This is a genomic window from Paenibacillus elgii NBRC 100335 (genome assembly GCF_004000865.1).
In the GTDB taxonomy this organism is placed as follows: domain Bacteria; phylum Bacillota; class Bacilli; order Paenibacillales; family NBRC-103111; genus Paenibacillus_G; species Paenibacillus_G elgii.
On record NZ_BIMB01000019.1, the window covers coordinates 107,752 to 122,670 of the forward strand.

General features: G+C 57.1%; 18 protein-coding genes. 4 read left to right on the forward strand and 14 right to left on the reverse strand.

Going from position 1 to position 14,919, the window contains the following annotated elements:
* Nucleotide 1: 1 nt before the first annotated feature.
* The 12 genes from PEL01S_RS16345 to PEL01S_RS16400 form a co-directional block, all read right to left on the reverse strand.
* Nucleotides 2–1,003 carry a sulfonate ABC transporter substrate-binding protein gene (locus PEL01S_RS16345; protein WP_127461036.1) on the reverse strand — a complete coding sequence of 334 codons (1,002 nt, stop codon included), beginning with the start codon at nt 1,001–1,003 and terminating at the stop codon, nt 2–4.
* Nucleotides 1,000–1,569 carry an NADPH-dependent FMN reductase gene (gene ssuE / locus PEL01S_RS16350; protein WP_127461037.1) on the reverse strand — a complete coding sequence of 190 codons (570 nt, stop codon included), beginning with the start codon at nt 1,567–1,569 and terminating at the stop codon, nt 1,000–1,002. Before ssuE ends, PEL01S_RS16345 begins: the two co-directional genes overlap by 4 nt.
* Before the next feature lie 118 nt (nt 1,570–1,687).
* Nucleotides 1,688–1,891: a YezD family protein gene (locus PEL01S_RS16355; protein WP_108532024.1), complete on the reverse strand. Its 204-nt coding sequence runs from the start codon at nt 1,889–1,891 to the stop codon at nt 1,688–1,690.
* Between the two features lie 79 nt (nt 1,892–1,970).
* Entirely contained in the window at nt 1,971–2,804 is an 834-nt protein-coding gene (locus PEL01S_RS16360; RefSeq protein ID WP_108532025.1) for an alpha/beta hydrolase family protein, read from the reverse strand.
* 33 nt (nt 2,805–2,837) lie between these two features.
* The gene (locus tag PEL01S_RS16365; RefSeq protein WP_127461038.1) at nt 2,838–3,902 is read right to left on the reverse strand and encodes a sulfate/molybdate ABC transporter ATP-binding protein; all 1,065 of its coding nucleotides are present in this window, start codon (nt 3,900–3,902) and stop codon (nt 2,838–2,840) included.
* A 2-nt stretch (nt 3,903–3,904) separates the two neighbouring features.
* The gene (cysW, locus tag PEL01S_RS16370; RefSeq protein WP_127461039.1) at nt 3,905–4,798 is read right to left on the reverse strand and encodes a sulfate ABC transporter permease subunit CysW; all 894 of its coding nucleotides are present in this window, start codon (nt 4,796–4,798) and stop codon (nt 3,905–3,907) included.
* Nucleotides 4,799–4,819: 21 nt separating this feature from the next.
* Entirely contained in the window at nt 4,820–5,656 is an 837-nt protein-coding gene (cysT, locus tag PEL01S_RS16375; protein WP_010495326.1) for a sulfate ABC transporter permease subunit CysT, read from the reverse strand.
* Between the two features lie 21 nt (nt 5,657–5,677).
* The gene (locus PEL01S_RS16380; RefSeq protein WP_127461040.1) at nt 5,678–6,781 is read right to left on the reverse strand and encodes a sulfate ABC transporter substrate-binding protein; all 1,104 of its coding nucleotides are present in this window, start codon (nt 6,779–6,781) and stop codon (nt 5,678–5,680) included.
* Nucleotides 6,782–7,069: 288 nt separating this feature from the next.
* Complete coding sequence (locus tag PEL01S_RS16385) at nt 7,070–7,546, reverse strand: GNAT family N-acetyltransferase (RefSeq protein ID WP_127461050.1); 477 nt, start codon at nt 7,544–7,546, stop codon at nt 7,070–7,072.
* 91 nt (nt 7,547–7,637) lie between these two features.
* Nucleotides 7,638–8,108 carry a Fur family transcriptional regulator gene (locus PEL01S_RS16390; RefSeq protein WP_127461041.1) on the reverse strand — a complete coding sequence of 157 codons (471 nt, stop codon included), beginning with the start codon at nt 8,106–8,108 and terminating at the stop codon, nt 7,638–7,640.
* Nucleotides 8,109–8,179: 71 nt separating this feature from the next.
* On the reverse strand, nt 8,180–9,205 hold the full coding sequence (locus PEL01S_RS16395) for a CobW family GTP-binding protein (RefSeq protein ID WP_127461042.1): 1,026 nt from the start codon (nt 9,203–9,205) through the stop codon (nt 8,180–8,182).
* Between the two features lie 127 nt (nt 9,206–9,332).
* Complete coding sequence (locus PEL01S_RS16400) at nt 9,333–9,914, reverse strand: TetR/AcrR family transcriptional regulator (protein ID WP_127461043.1); 582 nt, start codon at nt 9,912–9,914, stop codon at nt 9,333–9,335.
* A 351-nt stretch (nt 9,915–10,265) separates the two neighbouring features.
* On the opposite strand from PEL01S_RS16400, the gene PEL01S_RS16405 reads away from it, so the two are divergent.
* From PEL01S_RS16405 to trhA, 4 genes are all read left to right on the forward strand, one after another.
* Nucleotides 10,266–11,426 carry an MFS transporter gene (locus tag PEL01S_RS16405; RefSeq protein WP_163767954.1) on the forward strand — a complete coding sequence of 387 codons (1,161 nt, stop codon included), beginning with the start codon at nt 10,266–10,268 and terminating at the stop codon, nt 11,424–11,426.
* Nucleotides 11,427–11,519: 93 nt separating this feature from the next.
* Nucleotides 11,520–11,708, forward strand: coding sequence for a hypothetical protein (locus PEL01S_RS16410; RefSeq protein WP_063180642.1), 189 nt, complete (start codon nt 11,520–11,522; stop codon nt 11,706–11,708).
* A 316-nt stretch (nt 11,709–12,024) separates the two neighbouring features.
* A complete protein-coding gene (locus PEL01S_RS16415; RefSeq protein WP_239551324.1) occupies nt 12,025–13,365 on the forward strand; it encodes an N-acyl-D-glucosamine 2-epimerase in 1,341 nt (446 codons plus the stop codon).
* Nucleotides 13,366–13,396: 31 nt separating this feature from the next.
* Nucleotides 13,397–14,071: a PAQR family membrane homeostasis protein TrhA gene (gene trhA / locus PEL01S_RS16420; protein ID WP_063180634.1), complete on the forward strand. Its 675-nt coding sequence runs from the start codon at nt 13,397–13,399 to the stop codon at nt 14,069–14,071.
* Between the two features lie 78 nt (nt 14,072–14,149).
* Here trhA and PEL01S_RS16425 read toward each other — a convergent pair whose 3' ends face one another.
* Nucleotides 14,150–14,557, reverse strand: coding sequence for a DUF4395 family protein (locus tag PEL01S_RS16425; protein ID WP_127461046.1), 408 nt, complete (start codon nt 14,555–14,557; stop codon nt 14,150–14,152).
* Nucleotides 14,558–14,642: 85 nt separating this feature from the next.
* Nucleotides 14,643–14,822 (reverse strand): hypothetical protein, encoded by a 180-nt coding sequence (locus PEL01S_RS34820; RefSeq protein WP_174806957.1) that lies wholly within the window; start codon nt 14,820–14,822, stop codon nt 14,643–14,645.
* Nucleotides 14,823–14,919 lie beyond the last annotated feature (97 nt).

The window sequence follows — 14,919 nt, forward strand, 5'->3', positions numbered from 1 at the left end:
GTTACGAGTCTAATAACGCTTCGCTCACCTTGATCGCTTTGGGGATGAGACCGATTTGCAGAAACGTATCCGCCACGCGCTGCTGCTCGGCGATCACTTGCCCGCTGATCGGCAGCAAGCCGTATTCGCGCCTTCCCATGGCGAGCTCCAGCGACGGAATATCGATGCCAAGCTGCGGCGACAAGAGCTGCGCCACCTCCTGCGGATTCGCCTTCGCCCAAGCACCGGCCTTGTTCAATTCCTCCGACAGGATGGCGGTGATCTCTTTGTTCCGCTCGGCAAACGGGTGGGACGCCAAATAAAACTCATAGTTGGACACCACGTCCTTCCCGTCCGCCAATACTCTGGCATTCGCGGACGTCTGCACGGCGGCGAAATACGGGTCCCAGATGACCCAAGCGTCCACGCTCCCCCGCTCGAAAGCGACTCTGGCGTCGGCTGGAGGCAGAAACACCGTTCGTACGTCGGAATAGCTCAACCCGGCTTGCTCCAACAGCTTTACGAGCAAATAATGAACGTTGGACCCTTTGTTTAAGGCGATCTTTTTGTCCTTCAAGTCCTTGACGCTTTGAATCGGGGACGCTTCGGGTACGACAATCGCTTCGCTGGCCGGTCTTGCCTGCTCATACGCCAAATAAACCAAGGGCGCTCCGGCCGCCTGCGCGAAGATCGGAGGCGCTTCACCCGTATGCCCGAAATCGATGCTGCCTACATTGAGCGCCTCAAGCAGCTGCGGACCGCCGGGAAATTCCGTCCACGTCACCGTGTAGCCCGCCTCTTGCAGCCTCTGATCAAGCTTCCCTTGCGCCTTGAGAAAGTTCACGGTGCCGTATTTCTGGTACCCGATCCGCACCTGCTTCACTTTTTCATCTTTCTCGCCGGCAGCTCCCGCGGTTCCGCCCGCTCCGGACTTGGCCGCTGTCGCGCAGCCGGCTGCAACGGCCACCAGCAGAACCGCCAACAAAGCCAACGCGAATGGCCTCGCCCCCAGCTTGCGTCTCATACGACGGCTCCCTGGCCCCGGGCGGTCCGTTCCGCATACAACCGCGCTTCGCGCGTAAAATCCAGCGCGGACTGGCGAAGCCGTGCCTCCAACTCCTCGGCCACCTCGAACCCGCCTTCCTCCTTGCGCTTCACCTGCGTATCCAACGCGTACACGCCTTGCAGCTGATTGCGCGCCCCGAGCGCCGACAACACCGGCTTCAAGGCATAATCGATCGCCAGCAGGTGCGCGGCCGAACCGCCGATAGCGACCGGCAGGATCACTTTGCCCTCAAGTCCCCGCTGCGGAATCAGATCCAGAAAAGCTTTCAATACACCGGTATAGGCCGCTTTGTAGATCGGAGTGGCTACGACGAGGCCGTCTGCCTGCTCGATGAGCCGGTTGGCCGCACTAATGGCGGGGCTGTCGAACCTGGTGTACACCAAATCCTCGGGCGGCAGCTCGTGGACGCGAATCCACTCCGGATGCAGTCCTTCCTGCCGCAGCACCGATTCAATCGATTGCATCACGCCGTTCAGCCGGGAAGCCGGGGACGGACTGCCGGAAATAATAACAAGTTTAGCCATAGTCATACACTCCTTTTACTTTTTTAAAGCTAAAAAAGGAAAGAGACCTCCGGCGAACCGCGCGGCAATATGCCGTGCAGTTCGGGAGGTCTCCAACGGTTCGGTGGACCCGTTCGCATCAAGGGGTGCGCTTATGTTGTTTTTGTTCGGGCAGATGGCGCTGGGATGCCGAATCCGCTTCAAAACGTTTGCGTTCCGTACGTTCGATTTGCACGATCCGTCCGTCATGCACCACGATCTGCACCGTACCGTATTCGAGTCCGTTGACACTTTGAAGGATGCGTTTCGTCCAAAGTTCATCCACATCGAGCGGTTTAGCCATCCTAATCCCTCCAGATTTAATGTTTTTTATTCCTATGTGTTAAGTTGGTATTGTATGTTAAAAAAAATGCGCATACCCTTTAAATCGTCCAATCGTTCCACTCGTTTTTACGTTTGTCGATGTACAGCAGCCAATCCCGTGTTTTGCTCAACAGCTGCTCTTTAGCCAGACTGCCCGTAAACGTATGATCGGCCTGGAAAATAATTTCTTTCTCGCACTGTCCCTGGCTGCGCAGCCAGAACAGCTTCTGGTACAGAAAGCAATAATCGACGGGAATCACGTCGTCTGCCGTACCGTGGACGAGCAGGACGTCGCCGTTAAATTTGCGAAGCTGCTCGAACGGCTGGTGCTGCGACAAGGATTCGAAGAAAACCGGCTGCAGCGCATAGCCGAGATGATCCGCCGAGCCGCATTGAACGGCCGTCTCGTACGTTTTCTTCCCGGTGATGTTCACGATATCGTTAAACGGATACGCGACGGCCGACCAGAGCACGAGCGATTTCACCCGTTTGTCCCGGGCGGCGGTCAGGATGGCGACGGCTCCGCCGAGGCTGTGTCCGAGCAGCACGACCCGCTGCGGGTCGACGCAGTCGATATCGAGCGCGTAATCGAGGACGGTGCGCGTCTGGTCGATCAATGCGTTCAAGCCCCCGGCGCCGTAGTCGCCCGTGCTCTCGCCGCAGCCGCCGTAGTCGAAACGGAGCACCATGTAGCCGTGACGGGCAAATTCCCGCGCCGCCAGAACGAACAAGCGGTCGACGCCGATTCGCGTGCCGACGAACCCGTGACATATGATGATGATCGGATAACGGCCCGACCCGCAGCCTTTTCCACCCTCCTCTTCCGCCGGCGGATAATGGAGGGTGGCCGCCAGTTCGTATCGTTCGCTTCGTATCGTAATGTGGTGTTCCATATCGACTACCCCTTTCTGCGGACCTCTTCTTAATTAAATATGCACCGGCATCGGATCGGATTTCAAAGTGTTTTCCAATGTCAGATGTTCGTCTTCGTTGAACAGGTACAAGCGGTGAATCAACACGTTCACCCGGTCTCCGGCATGAAGCTGCGGCAGCTCCAGCGAGCGGTAAGCGAACAGCTTCTCGCTGCCGAGTGCCACTTCGATCTGCCAATTCGTTCCGCGGAAGTAGACGTTCTTGACGACGCCCTGCTCGGCAGCGGACGGGAAAGGCAGCTCGCCGGGCAAGCCGACCTCGATAAACTCGGGGCGGATAATCGCTTTCGCACCCTCGATTGCTCCGGCAGCAGGGAAGCCTTTGAGCGCCGTAGCGTCTCCGAACTGATTCGATTCGCCGATGAAATTCGCGACAAACGGCGTTTCCGGCTGCTTGTAAATTTCAATCGGCGTGCCCTGCTGCTCCAGCCGGCCTTGATTGATGATCATGATCTGATCGGCCACCTCGACGGCTTCCTCCTGGTCGTGCGTGACGAAGATGGTCGTAATGCCGACGCGGTCGATCATCTCCTTCAGCCAAGTGCGCAGCTCTTTGCGTACCTTGGCATCGATGGCGGCAAACGGCTCATCCAGCAGCAGCAATTGCGGCTCGGGCGCGATGGCGCGGGCGAAGGCGACGCGCTGCCGCTGTCCGCCGGAAAGCTGGTTCGGCAGCCGCTTCTCCAGCCCCGCCAAGCCGGTCAGCTCGATCAGCTCCTGCACGCGCTGCTTAATCTGAGCCTTGCTGCGCTTCTGAACCGTCAGCCCGAAGGCGATGTTGTCGAACACGCTCATGTGGCGGAACAGCGCGTAGCTCTGGAACACGAAGCCGATGCCGCGCGCTTGCGGCGGAAGCGAATTGACCTTTTGCCCGTGAAAGAGGATATCGCCCGAATCCGGCTCCTCCAGCCCGGCGAGCATGCGAAGGATCGTCGTTTTTCCGCCCCCGCTCGGTCCGAGCAGACCGATCAGCTTCCCTTTTTCAATCTCAAAGCTGACATCTTTGGTCGCCTGAAAGCTGCCGAAGCTTTTCGTTAAATGTTTGGCCACAATATGCATGATCAGGTCTCCCCTTCCCGATTGAGCTGCTGCTGATGATGCTTCCACTCGATGATGCTTTTGACGACCAGAGTGACCACCGCAAGCAGGACGAGCAAAGATGCCATGGCGAACGCGCCGGCAAAATTATATTCGTTGTACAAAATCTGTATATGCAGCGGCATCGTATTCGTCGATCCGCGAATATGACCGGAGACAACCGACACGGCGCCGAATTCGCCCATGGCGCGGGCGTTGCACAGGATAACCCCGTACAGCAGGCCCCACTTGATGTTGGGCAGCGTGATCCTCCAGAAGATGCGCCACCCTTTGGCGCCCAGCGTCACGGCCGCCTCTTCCTCCAGCGTCCCTTGAGCCTGCATCAGCGGCAGCAGCTCCCTGGCGACGAACGGGAAGGTGACGAACACCGTGGCGAGCACGATGCCCGGCAATGCGAAAATGATCTTGAGATCGTTCTCCTGCAGCCATGGGCCGAACCAGCCTTTCGCGCCGAACAGCAGGACGAAGATCAGGCCCGAGATCACCGGGGACACCGCAAACGGCAGGTCGATAAGCGTGATCAGCAGATTTTTTCCTTTAAATTGGAACTTCGTGATCGCCCATGCCGCCGCCAGCCCGAACAGCAGGTTAAGCGGCACCGCGATGACGGCGACGAGCAGCGTCAGGCGAATGGCAGCGGCCGCATCGGACTCGATCAGCGAAGCCGCATACACCTCCCACCCTTTGCGGAACGCTTCGACGAAGACGCTGACCAAAGGCAGAATGAGCAGAAATCCCAAAAACAACAGTGCGACGGTAATGAGCGCCCATTTCACGATCCGGGGCTCGGTAATGTGACGCGGACGTTCGGCGGCGGCCGAACCCGATTTCACTGCGGTGGCTACGTAACCGGCCATAGTCTTCCTCTCCTCCCCGGCTTATGCCGATGTGACGTGGCGGTTCGCCCGCCATTGCAGCAGATTGATGACGAGCAGCGTCACGAAGGAAATGACCAGCATGACCAGAGCTATTGCCGTCGCACCGGCGTAATCGTACTGCTCCAGCTTCGTCATGATCAGAAGCGGTGCGATTTCGGTCTTCATCGGCATATTGCCGGAGATGAACACGACCGAGCCGTACTCCCCCACCGCCCGGGCGAACGCCAGCGTAAAGCCGGTCAGCAGCGCAGGCAGCAGCTCGGGGAACAGGATGCGGACGAACGTCTTCCAGCGGCTCGCGCCGAGGCTCACCGCTGCCTCCTCGACTTCCTTTTCCAACTCCTCCATCACCGGCTGAAGCGTCCGGACGACGAAGGGGATGCCGATGAACGTCAGCGCAAGCATGATGCCGAGCGGGGTAAAGGCGATTTTGATCCCCAGCGGTTCCAGCAGCTTGCCGACCCAGCCGTTCTGTGAATAGATCGTCGTGAGGGCGATCCCGGCAACGGCCGTCGGCAGCGCAAAGGGCAAATCGACGAGCGCGTCGACGATTTTTTTGCCCGGAAACGAGTACCGGACCAGCACCCAAGCGACGATGAAGCCAAAGACCGAATTGACGAGCGCAGCACCGAACGCCGTGCCGAAGCTGACCTTGTAGGAAGCGATGACCCGGGGGTCGGTAATCGTATGCCAGAACGCCTCCCAGCCCATCCCGGAGCTTTTAATGAAGATGGCCGACAAAGGGAACAGGACGATTAAACTCAAGTACAAAACAGTAAAACCCATCGATAAACCGAATCCGGGTAAAATACTGCGCTTTTTCCAAGCTTTCGCCATCGTCTATTCTCTCCCTGTCTGTTACGGTTTGTAGATTTGGTCGAATACGCCGCCGTCGCTAAAATGCGTCTTTTGCGTTTTCGCCCAGCCGCCGAACGGCTCGTCATCGATGGTAAACAGGTTTACTTTGGAGAACTGGTTCTCGTACTTCTTCGCGACCGACTCCAGACGCGGACGATAATAGTTTTTGGCCGCAATCTCCTGCCCTTCCTCCGAGTACAAATAGTCCAGATACGCCTGCGCCACTTCCCGGCTGCCTTTCTTGTCAACTACTTTGTCGACGACGGCGACCGGAGGCTCGGCAAGCACGCTGATCGATGGCGTGACGATCTCGAATTTGTCTTTGCCGAACTCGTTGATGGACAGATACGCTTCGTTCTCCCAGGCGATCAGCACGTCGCCGATGCCACGCTGGACGAAGGTCGTGGTCGCATCACGCGCGCCGGAATCGAGCACCGGCACGTTTTTGAACAGCTGCTGCACGAATTCCTTCGCCTTGGCTTCGTCTTTATTGTTCTTCTGGTAGGCATAGCCCCAAGCGGCCACATAGTTCCAACGGGCGCCACCGGACGTTTTCGGATTCGGCGTAATAACTTGCACACCCGGCTTGATCAGATCGTCCCAATCCTTGATGCCCTTCGGGTTGCCTTTCTTCACGAGGAAGACGATGGTCGAAGTATACGGGGAGCTGTTGTTCTTCAGCTTCTTCTGCCAATCCGCTTGAATCAGTCCCGCTTGCTGAATTGCGTCGATGTCGTAGGCCAGCGCAAGCGTCACCACATCCGCTTCCAGCCCGTCGACGACCGAGCGTCCCTGCTTGCCGGAGCCGCCGTGCGACTGCTTGAAGGTGACGTCCTGTCCTTTCGTCTTCTTCCAATAGGCGGCAAACGCTTTATTGTAGCTTTGATATAGCTCGCGCGTCGGGTCGTACGAGACGTTAAGCAGTTCGATCGGCTTTACCGCCGATGCCGCAGGCTTCGTACCGTCGCCAGGAGCCGGGGCAGTTCCGCCCGAATCCGATTTGGCGCCGCCGCAAGCCGTCAGCCCGACGAGCGATATCGTAAGTACGCTGTATATTGACCATTTACCGAACAACCGTAGCACGTTATTTGTGTGTGCGCGCATAACCTTTTCTCTCCCCATTTATCAATTCTGCTTATAATTTCCGTTTATCGGATCGGATGGGCGGGTCAATCGCCCACAGCTCATTATATGGCGTTCCGGTTGTCCGGTGACTAACTAATAATTCCGATAAACTTACTTAGTTATGTCAGTATATTAGCATCGGACCTGTGTCCTGTCAATCGATTTTTTTGGGATTTTTTCACTATTTAGTCATAAAAAAAGAGGAGCCAGTCGCTCCCCTTTTCGCGTTGAATTTTCAAATTTTAGAATCGTCCTTATGCCACGACTTTACGGCCGCAATGCCTTGACAAACAACACGCGGTCATGCCCTTTTCCGTCATAATTGGCCGTCACCTGCACCCCGTCTACTTCGCCGGTTCCCTGATCAATCCGGAAGCCCATGCGGGTGTGAAAGGCAATGGATGTTTTGTTAACCGGCGAGGTGATGCAGCGCACGATTTCGCACCCCTTCTCGCGAACCTTATCGAAGAACATCTCGTACAGGCGCTTGGCTACGCCGTCTTTCCGATGCTCCGGATGCACGCCGATAAAGTGGATATAGGCCTGCTCCGGGTACGTCTGGGAGACAAAGCCGATCAAAAAGCCGACGATTTGGCCGTCTTGTTCTGCTATATAGCTTGTATCTTGAAAATGCTGAAAAAACAGCTTCGGCAGCATGTCGGCCATCGGCCGGCCGCCCCACCAATCGTCGATCACGGAGATCACAGGTATGTAATCGGATTCGAGCACATGCCGGAAATGCATAGACAACTCACTCTCCATTTCTTTACTCTTCAAACAAAAGACAGCGCCCCTTCGCGGGTACACTGTCTTCCATGTTGGCAGCCTGGCTGTATTAATGCTTTTCCGTTCCTGTCTCGCGGGATTCCACGGGCGCACAGTCTCCGCAGTAGCCCAAAATTTCAAACCGGTGATTGACGATTTGAAAATCGGACGGCAGATTGTCGATCTGCTTCATCGGGCAAAATTCGAAAGGCACCGTTTTCTCGCAGTTCAAGCAAATAAGATGATGATGATGATGCGACTGGCAGCGGGCGCGGAACTTCAGTCCGTCGTTTAAGTAAATTTGTTCCAGAACGCCCATCTCGCTCAGCAGGCGCAGGTTGCGGTACACCGTATCGAAGCTGACACCGGGATAAGGCTGCTTCATATAATCATAAACGTCCTTCGGGGACAAATAGCCGGTCGATTCGGCGAACAAGGCGGCAAGGCTCTTCCGTTGGTCGGTGATGCGCCAGCCTTTGGCCGACATGGCCTTCAAAATATCTTGAACGGTCGACTGAACCTCATGCTCGTGATTTCCCATACCTACCTCTTCCCTATGAATACGCTATCGGATACTACTAATAATGCCTGAATCCGTAGCGGGAGTCAAGGTTACCGGCCTTCCAGAGCCGCCAGCTCGGCCTTCAGAAAGGACCGGTCAAAGTGCTCGCCGATAAACACCGCTACGCTGGGCAGCTCTTCCTTCGGCGCTATTTTCACGAAATCCATCTCGCGGTACGCGTATTGGAACAAAAACGGACTAACCGTATCGGTGAACCGCAAAATGCCTTTGGCCCGGTAAATTTCCTGCGGGAGCCGTCCGATCAGCGCTTCAAACTGCTCGCTGTCCACCGGCCGCGCGAAATAATGCGTGTAGACCATCACATGCTCGTGGCTGTGATGATGCGCATCGCTTCCATGCTCGTAGTCATGATCATGACCTCCGGTTGCGCAGGCTCCGCCCTCCGCATGCTCATGTCCGCAGCCGCAAGCGGAAGCCGCTTGGTGCCGCTCCGCTACGCCGCCTTCGAGGCGTTCGAACAAGGACAGCTCGATCTCGCAGCGCACGGTCGGCAGGATCGAGGCTGTGGGATTCAGCTCCCGGATCAGCATATCCAGACGTACAAGCTCCGCTGGAGGCACAAGATCCGTCTTGTTGAGCAAAATATGCGTCGCACAGCGGATCTGATCCTGCATGAGCCGGTACGTCTTGCCCTTCGGGCTATGCGAGCGCTCGCTGAGCTGCGCCGCATCGACGACCGTAATGACCGACTTCAGCTCCACCTTCGTAAGGAGGGAAGCATCCGTTACGCCGTCCAGCATCTCGATCGGGTTGGCCGCTCCCGTGCATTCCACGAACACGACGTCCGGCTGGTGCTCCTCGATCAGCTGCTTCAGCTCCATCCCCAGATCGCCGCGAATCGTACAGCAGATGCAGCCGCCGAGCATTTCGGTCATCGGCACGTCCTCGTCCACAAGCATCCCGTCCAGATTCACGTCGCCCAGCTCGTTCATCAGAACGGCGGGCTTTCTGCCGCTCAGCTTGTAATAATCCAGCGCCCGGGTCAGCAGCGTCGTCTTCCCACTGCCCAAAAATCCGGTCAAAATATGAACCGGAACCAATCGTTCTTCCTTCAAGTCACTACACCGCTTTCCATTTATGTTCGCTAGTCAGGCGTTGCCTGTCTTTTTTTCAAATTTTACTCCGTCCGATGACCCTTGTCAATTAATCGTAATTTTTATCATTAAAGACCAGCTGGTCATGTTACTTCAACAATTCGAGGATCGTCGCGATAAAATGGTCCGCAACCGAACGTTCGGGACGGGATTTCATCAGCACGGTAAGTCCGATGACCGACACGAGCATGGTGTGGGCCAACGCCTTGGCGCTGCCGACTTGCTTCAGCTCTCCCGACCGTAGGCCGCGTTCGATCGTTTCTTGAAACAGCGCAGCCAGATACATCTGATGCTCTCTGGTGAGAACCTCGAACTTCGCATCATGCGGCGCAAGCTCCACCATAACGTTGATGCAGAAGCATCCCTTGTTGGGCCCTTCCTCGTCCACTTCCGCCGCAATCCCTTCAAAATAGGACCGGAACGCTTCCTTGACGGAAGAAGCGTTTTGCAGCTTGGACCGGACGTAGGAGGAATGAGCGTGCGTATATTTGCGCAGCGCAGCTTCAAACAGCTCCTTCTTGTCTCCGAAGGCCGCATAAAGGCTTGGGCGCTGTATACCCATTCCGGACGTGAGATCGCTTAAAGAAGTCGCTTCATACCCCTTCTCCCAAAATAGCCGCATCGCCGCATCCAAAGCCTTGTCTTCGTCAAACGCCCTTGGTCGTACCATAGAATAGCCTCATTTCATATCGATTAGTATACTATGATTTTAGGCCTTGAAGCTGCCATTGTCAAATCCCTCCCGGCGTTCCGCAGACGTGTCTTGTTGGAGCTTCAGCCCATTTCCCCGCCAATCGCCCTCTTGACAGTAGGCTTGCGTGAGAGTTATATTTACGAAGCTAATTACATACCAATCGGTATAATATACTTTTTGGTACACAATATTTTTACTTGTCAGGAGGTAAAGACGATGGATAGGCTTGAAAAAAAGGCGGGCGTTCTTGCCGGTGAGCGCGGCGAGGCAAAAGCGGAGGTGCCGCAAGGACCTTTAGCGGCAGAGGAATCGGCTTCCACGCCAGCGATGTCCCGTTCCGTCGCGCTGTTATTTGCCGTCGCCTGCGGGCTTGCTGTCGCTAACATCTACTATGCGCAGCCGCTGCTCGACGCGATGGCAAGCGAGCTCGGCATTGACCGCGCGGCCGTCGGCATTGTCATCACGGCCACTCAGATCTTCTATGCGCTGGGACTGCTCATGCTTGTCCCGCTCGGCGATCTGATGAACCGACGCAAGCTGATCGTCGGCCAAATGCTGTTGTCCGTCTTGGCGCTTATCGCAGTCGGTACTGCCTCCACCGCCGCCGTGCTGCTCGCGGCCATGGGTGCGGTCGGCCTGCTGGCCGTCGTCACGCAGGCGCTTGTGGCCTACGCTTCGACGTTGGCTGCGCCCGCCGAGCGGGGCCGGATTGTCGGCTTCGTAACGAGCGGTGTCGTAATCGGCATTCTGCTTGCCCGAACCGTCGCCGGGACGCTGACCGATCTTGCAGGCTGGCGTTCGGTATATTTTGTCTCCGCCGGATTGACGGTGCTCATGGCCGGGCTGCTGTTCCGAGTACTGCCGCGCGAAGATCACGGGAAGGTGCCGATGACGTATCCGCAGCTGCTGCGCTCCGTATTCGCTTTATTCGTGCAGGAGCCGGTGCTGCGCATCCGTGGTATCCTCGCGCTGCTTATTTTCGCCTCGTTCAGCGTGCTGTGGACCTCGCTTGTGCTGCCGCTCAGCTCGCCGCCGCTGTCGCTTTCCCATACCGCGATCGGGTCATTCGGTCTCGTGGGCGTAGCGGGAGCGTTGGCGGCGGCGCGTGCGGGACGGCTCGCAGACCGCGGCTTGGGTCAGCGGACCACCGGTGTCGCGTTAACTCTGCTGCTGGTTTCGTGGCTGCCGATCCGTATGGCCGAAAGCTCCCTATGGGCCCTGATCGCCGGAGTCGTTCTCCTCGACCTCGCGGTGCAAGCCGTGCACGTCACCAATCAGAGCATGATTTACAACGTGCGCCCGGAAGCCCGAAGCCGTCTCGCCGGGGCGTACATGATCTTCTATTCGATCGGCAGCGCCGTCGGCTCGATTTCCTCGACGCTCATGTACGCGCGGGCCGGTTGGACCGGCGTCTGTCTGCTGGGCGCCGCCATAAGCGGTCTCGCGCTGCTGTTCTGGGGGCTGACCCGGCGCTTGACGCCGGCATGAACTTGGACAATACCCCGTTTCTTCGGTAGTCCACTCCTTTTTTTTGAAGACTCATATGAATATATGGAGTCCATCGAAAAGGAGGTTGGGCCTATGCGTAATAAATGGAAAAAGCCAGCGTTCATTCTAGGTATTCTTGGTGGCGCGAAGCTTGCCTTGGGCAGCTTCGGATACGACATCCCCGATAATCTCATTAACGAAATCGCCAATGGAGTCAGCGCCATTCTCGTTCTCGCCGGAATTATTATTGACCATGGCAAGCCGAAAGACGGCACTGTGTAACCTCATCCGATCTCTGCGGACTTAACGCCCTCGCTTGCGAGAGGCGTTACTTTTTTGGGCTGTGCGATGAAATACTTGCATGGCAGTAACAAATCATCCTTTTGGCAAATTTTTCGGCTAACGGGCTCATATAAATAATTTGAAAGCTTTGGAAGCATACGGCCGTTGAATAGCGGCAAAAGGATTGCGTTGCGTAAGCTCCCGGACTTCAAATTTGAATCCGCGGAGCATGGAGCGTACTATGGAAGGAAACGAATCGATAAGAAGAAATCCATTAAGCGGTTACCGCTTGCAGTAAGGAAAGCGAGGGATGCGCATGTCCGTCCGAACCCCGGGTCGGCCTACGATTCAAATCGATCCGACCTTTGCTTATTATCTCGACCGTTCCCCCGAAAGCGTCGCCTCCGAGCTGGAACTCGCCGGATTCCGTACCGTGCGCTATTTTGTGACGGATGAAACCCGGGTGAACGGCAGGCTCGTAGCGGCGCTTCGCGAGCGCGGCATGGACGTCTGGGCAATGGTGATCGGCAACGGGACGTTCACGACCGAAAATTTGCCTCCGGATTGGCCGGAGTGGCAAATGACGCTGCTGAAGCCGGTTAACGACGGGTTTACCCGGCTCTCCCCTTTCAGCCACCGCTATGTGACATGGAAAAAAGCGGCGGCCGCCCATCTCGTCCGCACGCACCCGTTTACGGGCTTTGAAGTGGCCGAGCCGTATTTTCCCGAATGGAACGGACTGGCAAGCGGCGTGTATGGCGATGTCGGCCCGTATGCCCGGGCGGCGTTCAAGCAGTTCAGCGGCAGCGACATGCCGGAATTTCGTTACTCCTCCTCACCACTGTATTACAAAAAGGATCGCGGCCGTTACTTGCTGTGGATCGAGTTTCGGGTACAGGCGGTGAACGGGTTTCTGAACGAGCTGATCAACGGCGCCGGGGGGGTCCGCGAAGCGAGACCCGATATCAAAATCGCAACGTGGTCCCTTGCGGTCGACGCCGGTCAGGATCCTGTCGGAGCGCTTCGCGAATACCAGGGCATGGATGCCGTCGAAATGATCCGGACGGTCCGCCCGGACGCCCACATGCTTCAGACCCATTGGCCCGATTGGATGCGCGTGCATCTGCCGCCCGACTACATAAGACATTATCGCCCCTTCGTGGAAAGCATCCGAACCGTTCATCCAGACATTCCGCTCGGCATCCAGACGGATATCGGCTCGCAGACCCGGATGCGGCGCAGCCGGAAGTGGATTCGTGAATTCGCCAAATCGGCGGGCGAGCTCGGCTACCGGTTCTGGACGGCCTACGAGTATTCCATCGGCCTGCCGATGTACCGGGAACCGCCCCGGGTGCTGCGGGCCCACCGTCCGGACCGCCAGCTCGTCGTGCTGGAATTCTGCAAGCGTATCGATGCCGAATCCGCCGCAGCCCCTTCGCATTATCGCTGCGTCGCCGGCGGACAGCCGCTGGAGCTTGCGATTCGTGTCATTCAAGTAGATGGCAACGTCGTTGTTTTGCAAGCGGATTTTCCCCGCGTGTCGTTCGAGCTGTTCGCAGAAGGAATCCGCGATACTCCCGGATTGCTGCTTATTCCCAACGAGCGGGGGAACGAATCGCCCAGCGGCTTTCCGGTACGGATTACGGGCTGGTACTAAGAGTTGGTCATTTCTCCGGTCGTGGGTTATAATGGAAGAAATCCATCAACCGACGGGAGATGAATGCAAGTTGACTTTATCGTCCTGGAAAGAAGAGCGGGCCAACGCCATCAGCCACGGCATCGGCGCCGCGCTCAGCATCGCGGCTCTTGTGCTGCTGCTGCTTCATTCGATGAAGAACGGCACGGTCTGGCATATCGTCAGCTTCACCGTATTCGGCGTCTCGCTCATTCTGCTGTACGTCTGCTCCACCTTGCTGCATAGCGCCCGCAAGGAGCGCTGGATCGATCTGTTCGAAATTATGGACCATTCGGCCATCTACGTACTCATCGCCGGCACTTATACTCCATTTTTGCTCGTCACGATTCGCGGCCCTTTGGGGTGGAGCTTGTTCGGCGTCGTGTGGGGTCTAGCGCTGCTGGGCATTGTGTTCAAACTATTTTTCGTCAAGCGGTTTAATGTCCTCTCGACGCTGTTCTATATCGCGATGGGCTGGATGGTCATGTTCGCGTTCCGTCCGCTGCAAGAGCAGCTTCCCGCAGCCGGAATCGGCTGGCTCGTCGCCGGAGGCCTGTTGTACACAGTCGGCACGATCTTTTATTTATGGCGCAAGCTCCCTTACGCTCACACCGTGTGGCACGTATTCGTGCTGGGAGGAAGCATCTGCCACTTTTGCTCCGTCTACTTCTATGTGCTGCCTTGGTAATATCGGCCGAGCGCGCTACAACGGCAAAAAAGCTTTCACGCAGACGCTGCGTTGAAAGCTTTTTTTTGTAATGACAGGTTATTTGCGGAGACGCTTGAACCGGTAATACAGGAAGCAGCCAAGGCAAAAACCGCATAGAGCCGCGAGCGCGGCAAGCGCCACGATGCCAGCGAGGACGTATCCGAGCCAGCCGCCCGGATTCACCCAGAACGCAAGCAGCGACAAGGTAAGAAGCACGACGGTTATCGCGTTGTTGAACCTCAGCAGCTCCCGTGATTCGGTGCGGGCTCCTGCTACACGGCTGCGAAGCAGCGGGGCGGCGAGCTGCACGATCAAGTTGGCGCGAATGCCCTGCCATAAGCCAAGCACTTGAATCGCCCATAAGGCGGCAATCAGTGCCGGCTGGCGCAGCACTACCGCAAGCGCAACCAGCAGGACAATGCCGGCCTGGTTCGCGCGGACGTACGGAATGGGAATTTCTCTCATAAGTGCTCGATTCACCCCACGATAAAAATAGCTTTATTCGGTCGGGAGCCTGCCTGTCCGGCGTATGCTGGCCGCTGCAAGACTCCTAAGAGGACACCGGCTCCAGCCTAAGCTGTCCCGTGTTCGGGTCCTGCAGCACGAGCCGCCCTTCGACCGGCCGTCCCTGCTCGTCGACCAGCCTCATCAGCGCGGTGCGCCCGTGTTTCAACAGGTACGCGATGGCGGCGTCCGTCAGCGAAGCTCCGAAGCTGTCCTTCCAGATCACGAAGGTACAGCCGGTTTTGTACGCGCTGCAGCCGTAGCCGCGCTTGCCGCGGATGATGCTGCCGCGGCAGCCCGCGCGCGGGCACGCGCCCAGCGCC

Excerpts from the sequence above, each read along its gene's own strand:
- PEL01S_RS16345 (WP_127461036.1), bottom strand. The coding sequence starts at position 1,003 with ATGAGACGCAAGCTGGGGGCGAGGCCATTCGCGTTGGCTTTGTTGGCG.
- ssuE (WP_127461037.1), bottom strand. The coding sequence starts at position 1,569 with ATGGCTAAACTTGTTATTATTTCCGGCAGTCCGTCCCCGGCTTCCCGG.
- PEL01S_RS16355 (WP_108532024.1), bottom strand. The coding sequence starts at position 1,891 with ATGGCTAAACCGCTCGATGTGGATGAACTTTGGACGAAACGCATCCTT.
- PEL01S_RS16360 (WP_108532025.1), bottom strand. The coding sequence starts at position 2,804 with ATGGAACACCACATTACGATACGAAGCGAACGATACGAACTGGCGGCC.
- PEL01S_RS16365 (WP_127461038.1), bottom strand. The coding sequence starts at position 3,902 with ATGCATATTGTGGCCAAACATTTAACGAAAAGCTTCGGCAGCTTTCAG.
- cysW (WP_127461039.1), bottom strand. The coding sequence starts at position 4,798 with ATGGCCGGTTACGTAGCCACCGCAGTGAAATCGGGTTCGGCCGCCGCC.
- cysT (WP_010495326.1), bottom strand. The coding sequence starts at position 5,656 with ATGGCGAAAGCTTGGAAAAAGCGCAGTATTTTACCCGGATTCGGTTTA.
- PEL01S_RS16380 (WP_127461040.1), bottom strand. The coding sequence starts at position 6,781 with ATGCGCGCACACACAAATAACGTGCTACGGTTGTTCGGTAAATGGTCA.
- PEL01S_RS16385 (WP_127461050.1), bottom strand. The coding sequence starts at position 7,546 with ATGCATTTCCGGCATGTGCTCGAATCCGATTACATACCTGTGATCTCC.
- PEL01S_RS16390 (WP_127461041.1), bottom strand. The coding sequence starts at position 8,108 with ATGGGAAATCACGAGCATGAGGTTCAGTCGACCGTTCAAGATATTTTG.
- PEL01S_RS16400 (WP_127461043.1), bottom strand. The coding sequence starts at position 9,914 with ATGGTACGACCAAGGGCGTTTGACGAAGACAAGGCTTTGGATGCGGCG.
- PEL01S_RS16405 (WP_163767954.1), top strand. The coding sequence starts at position 10,266 with ATGTCCCGTTCCGTCGCGCTGTTATTTGCCGTCGCCTGCGGGCTTGCT.
- PEL01S_RS16410 (WP_063180642.1), top strand. The coding sequence starts at position 11,520 with ATGCGTAATAAATGGAAAAAGCCAGCGTTCATTCTAGGTATTCTTGGT.
- PEL01S_RS16415 (WP_239551324.1), top strand. The coding sequence starts at position 12,025 with ATGTCCGTCCGAACCCCGGGTCGGCCTACGATTCAAATCGATCCGACC.
- trhA (WP_063180634.1), top strand. The coding sequence starts at position 13,397 with ATGGAAGAAATCCATCAACCGACGGGAGATGAATGCAAGTTGACTTTA.
- PEL01S_RS16425 (WP_127461046.1), bottom strand. The coding sequence starts at position 14,557 with ATGAGAGAAATTCCCATTCCGTACGTCCGCGCGAACCAGGCCGGCATT.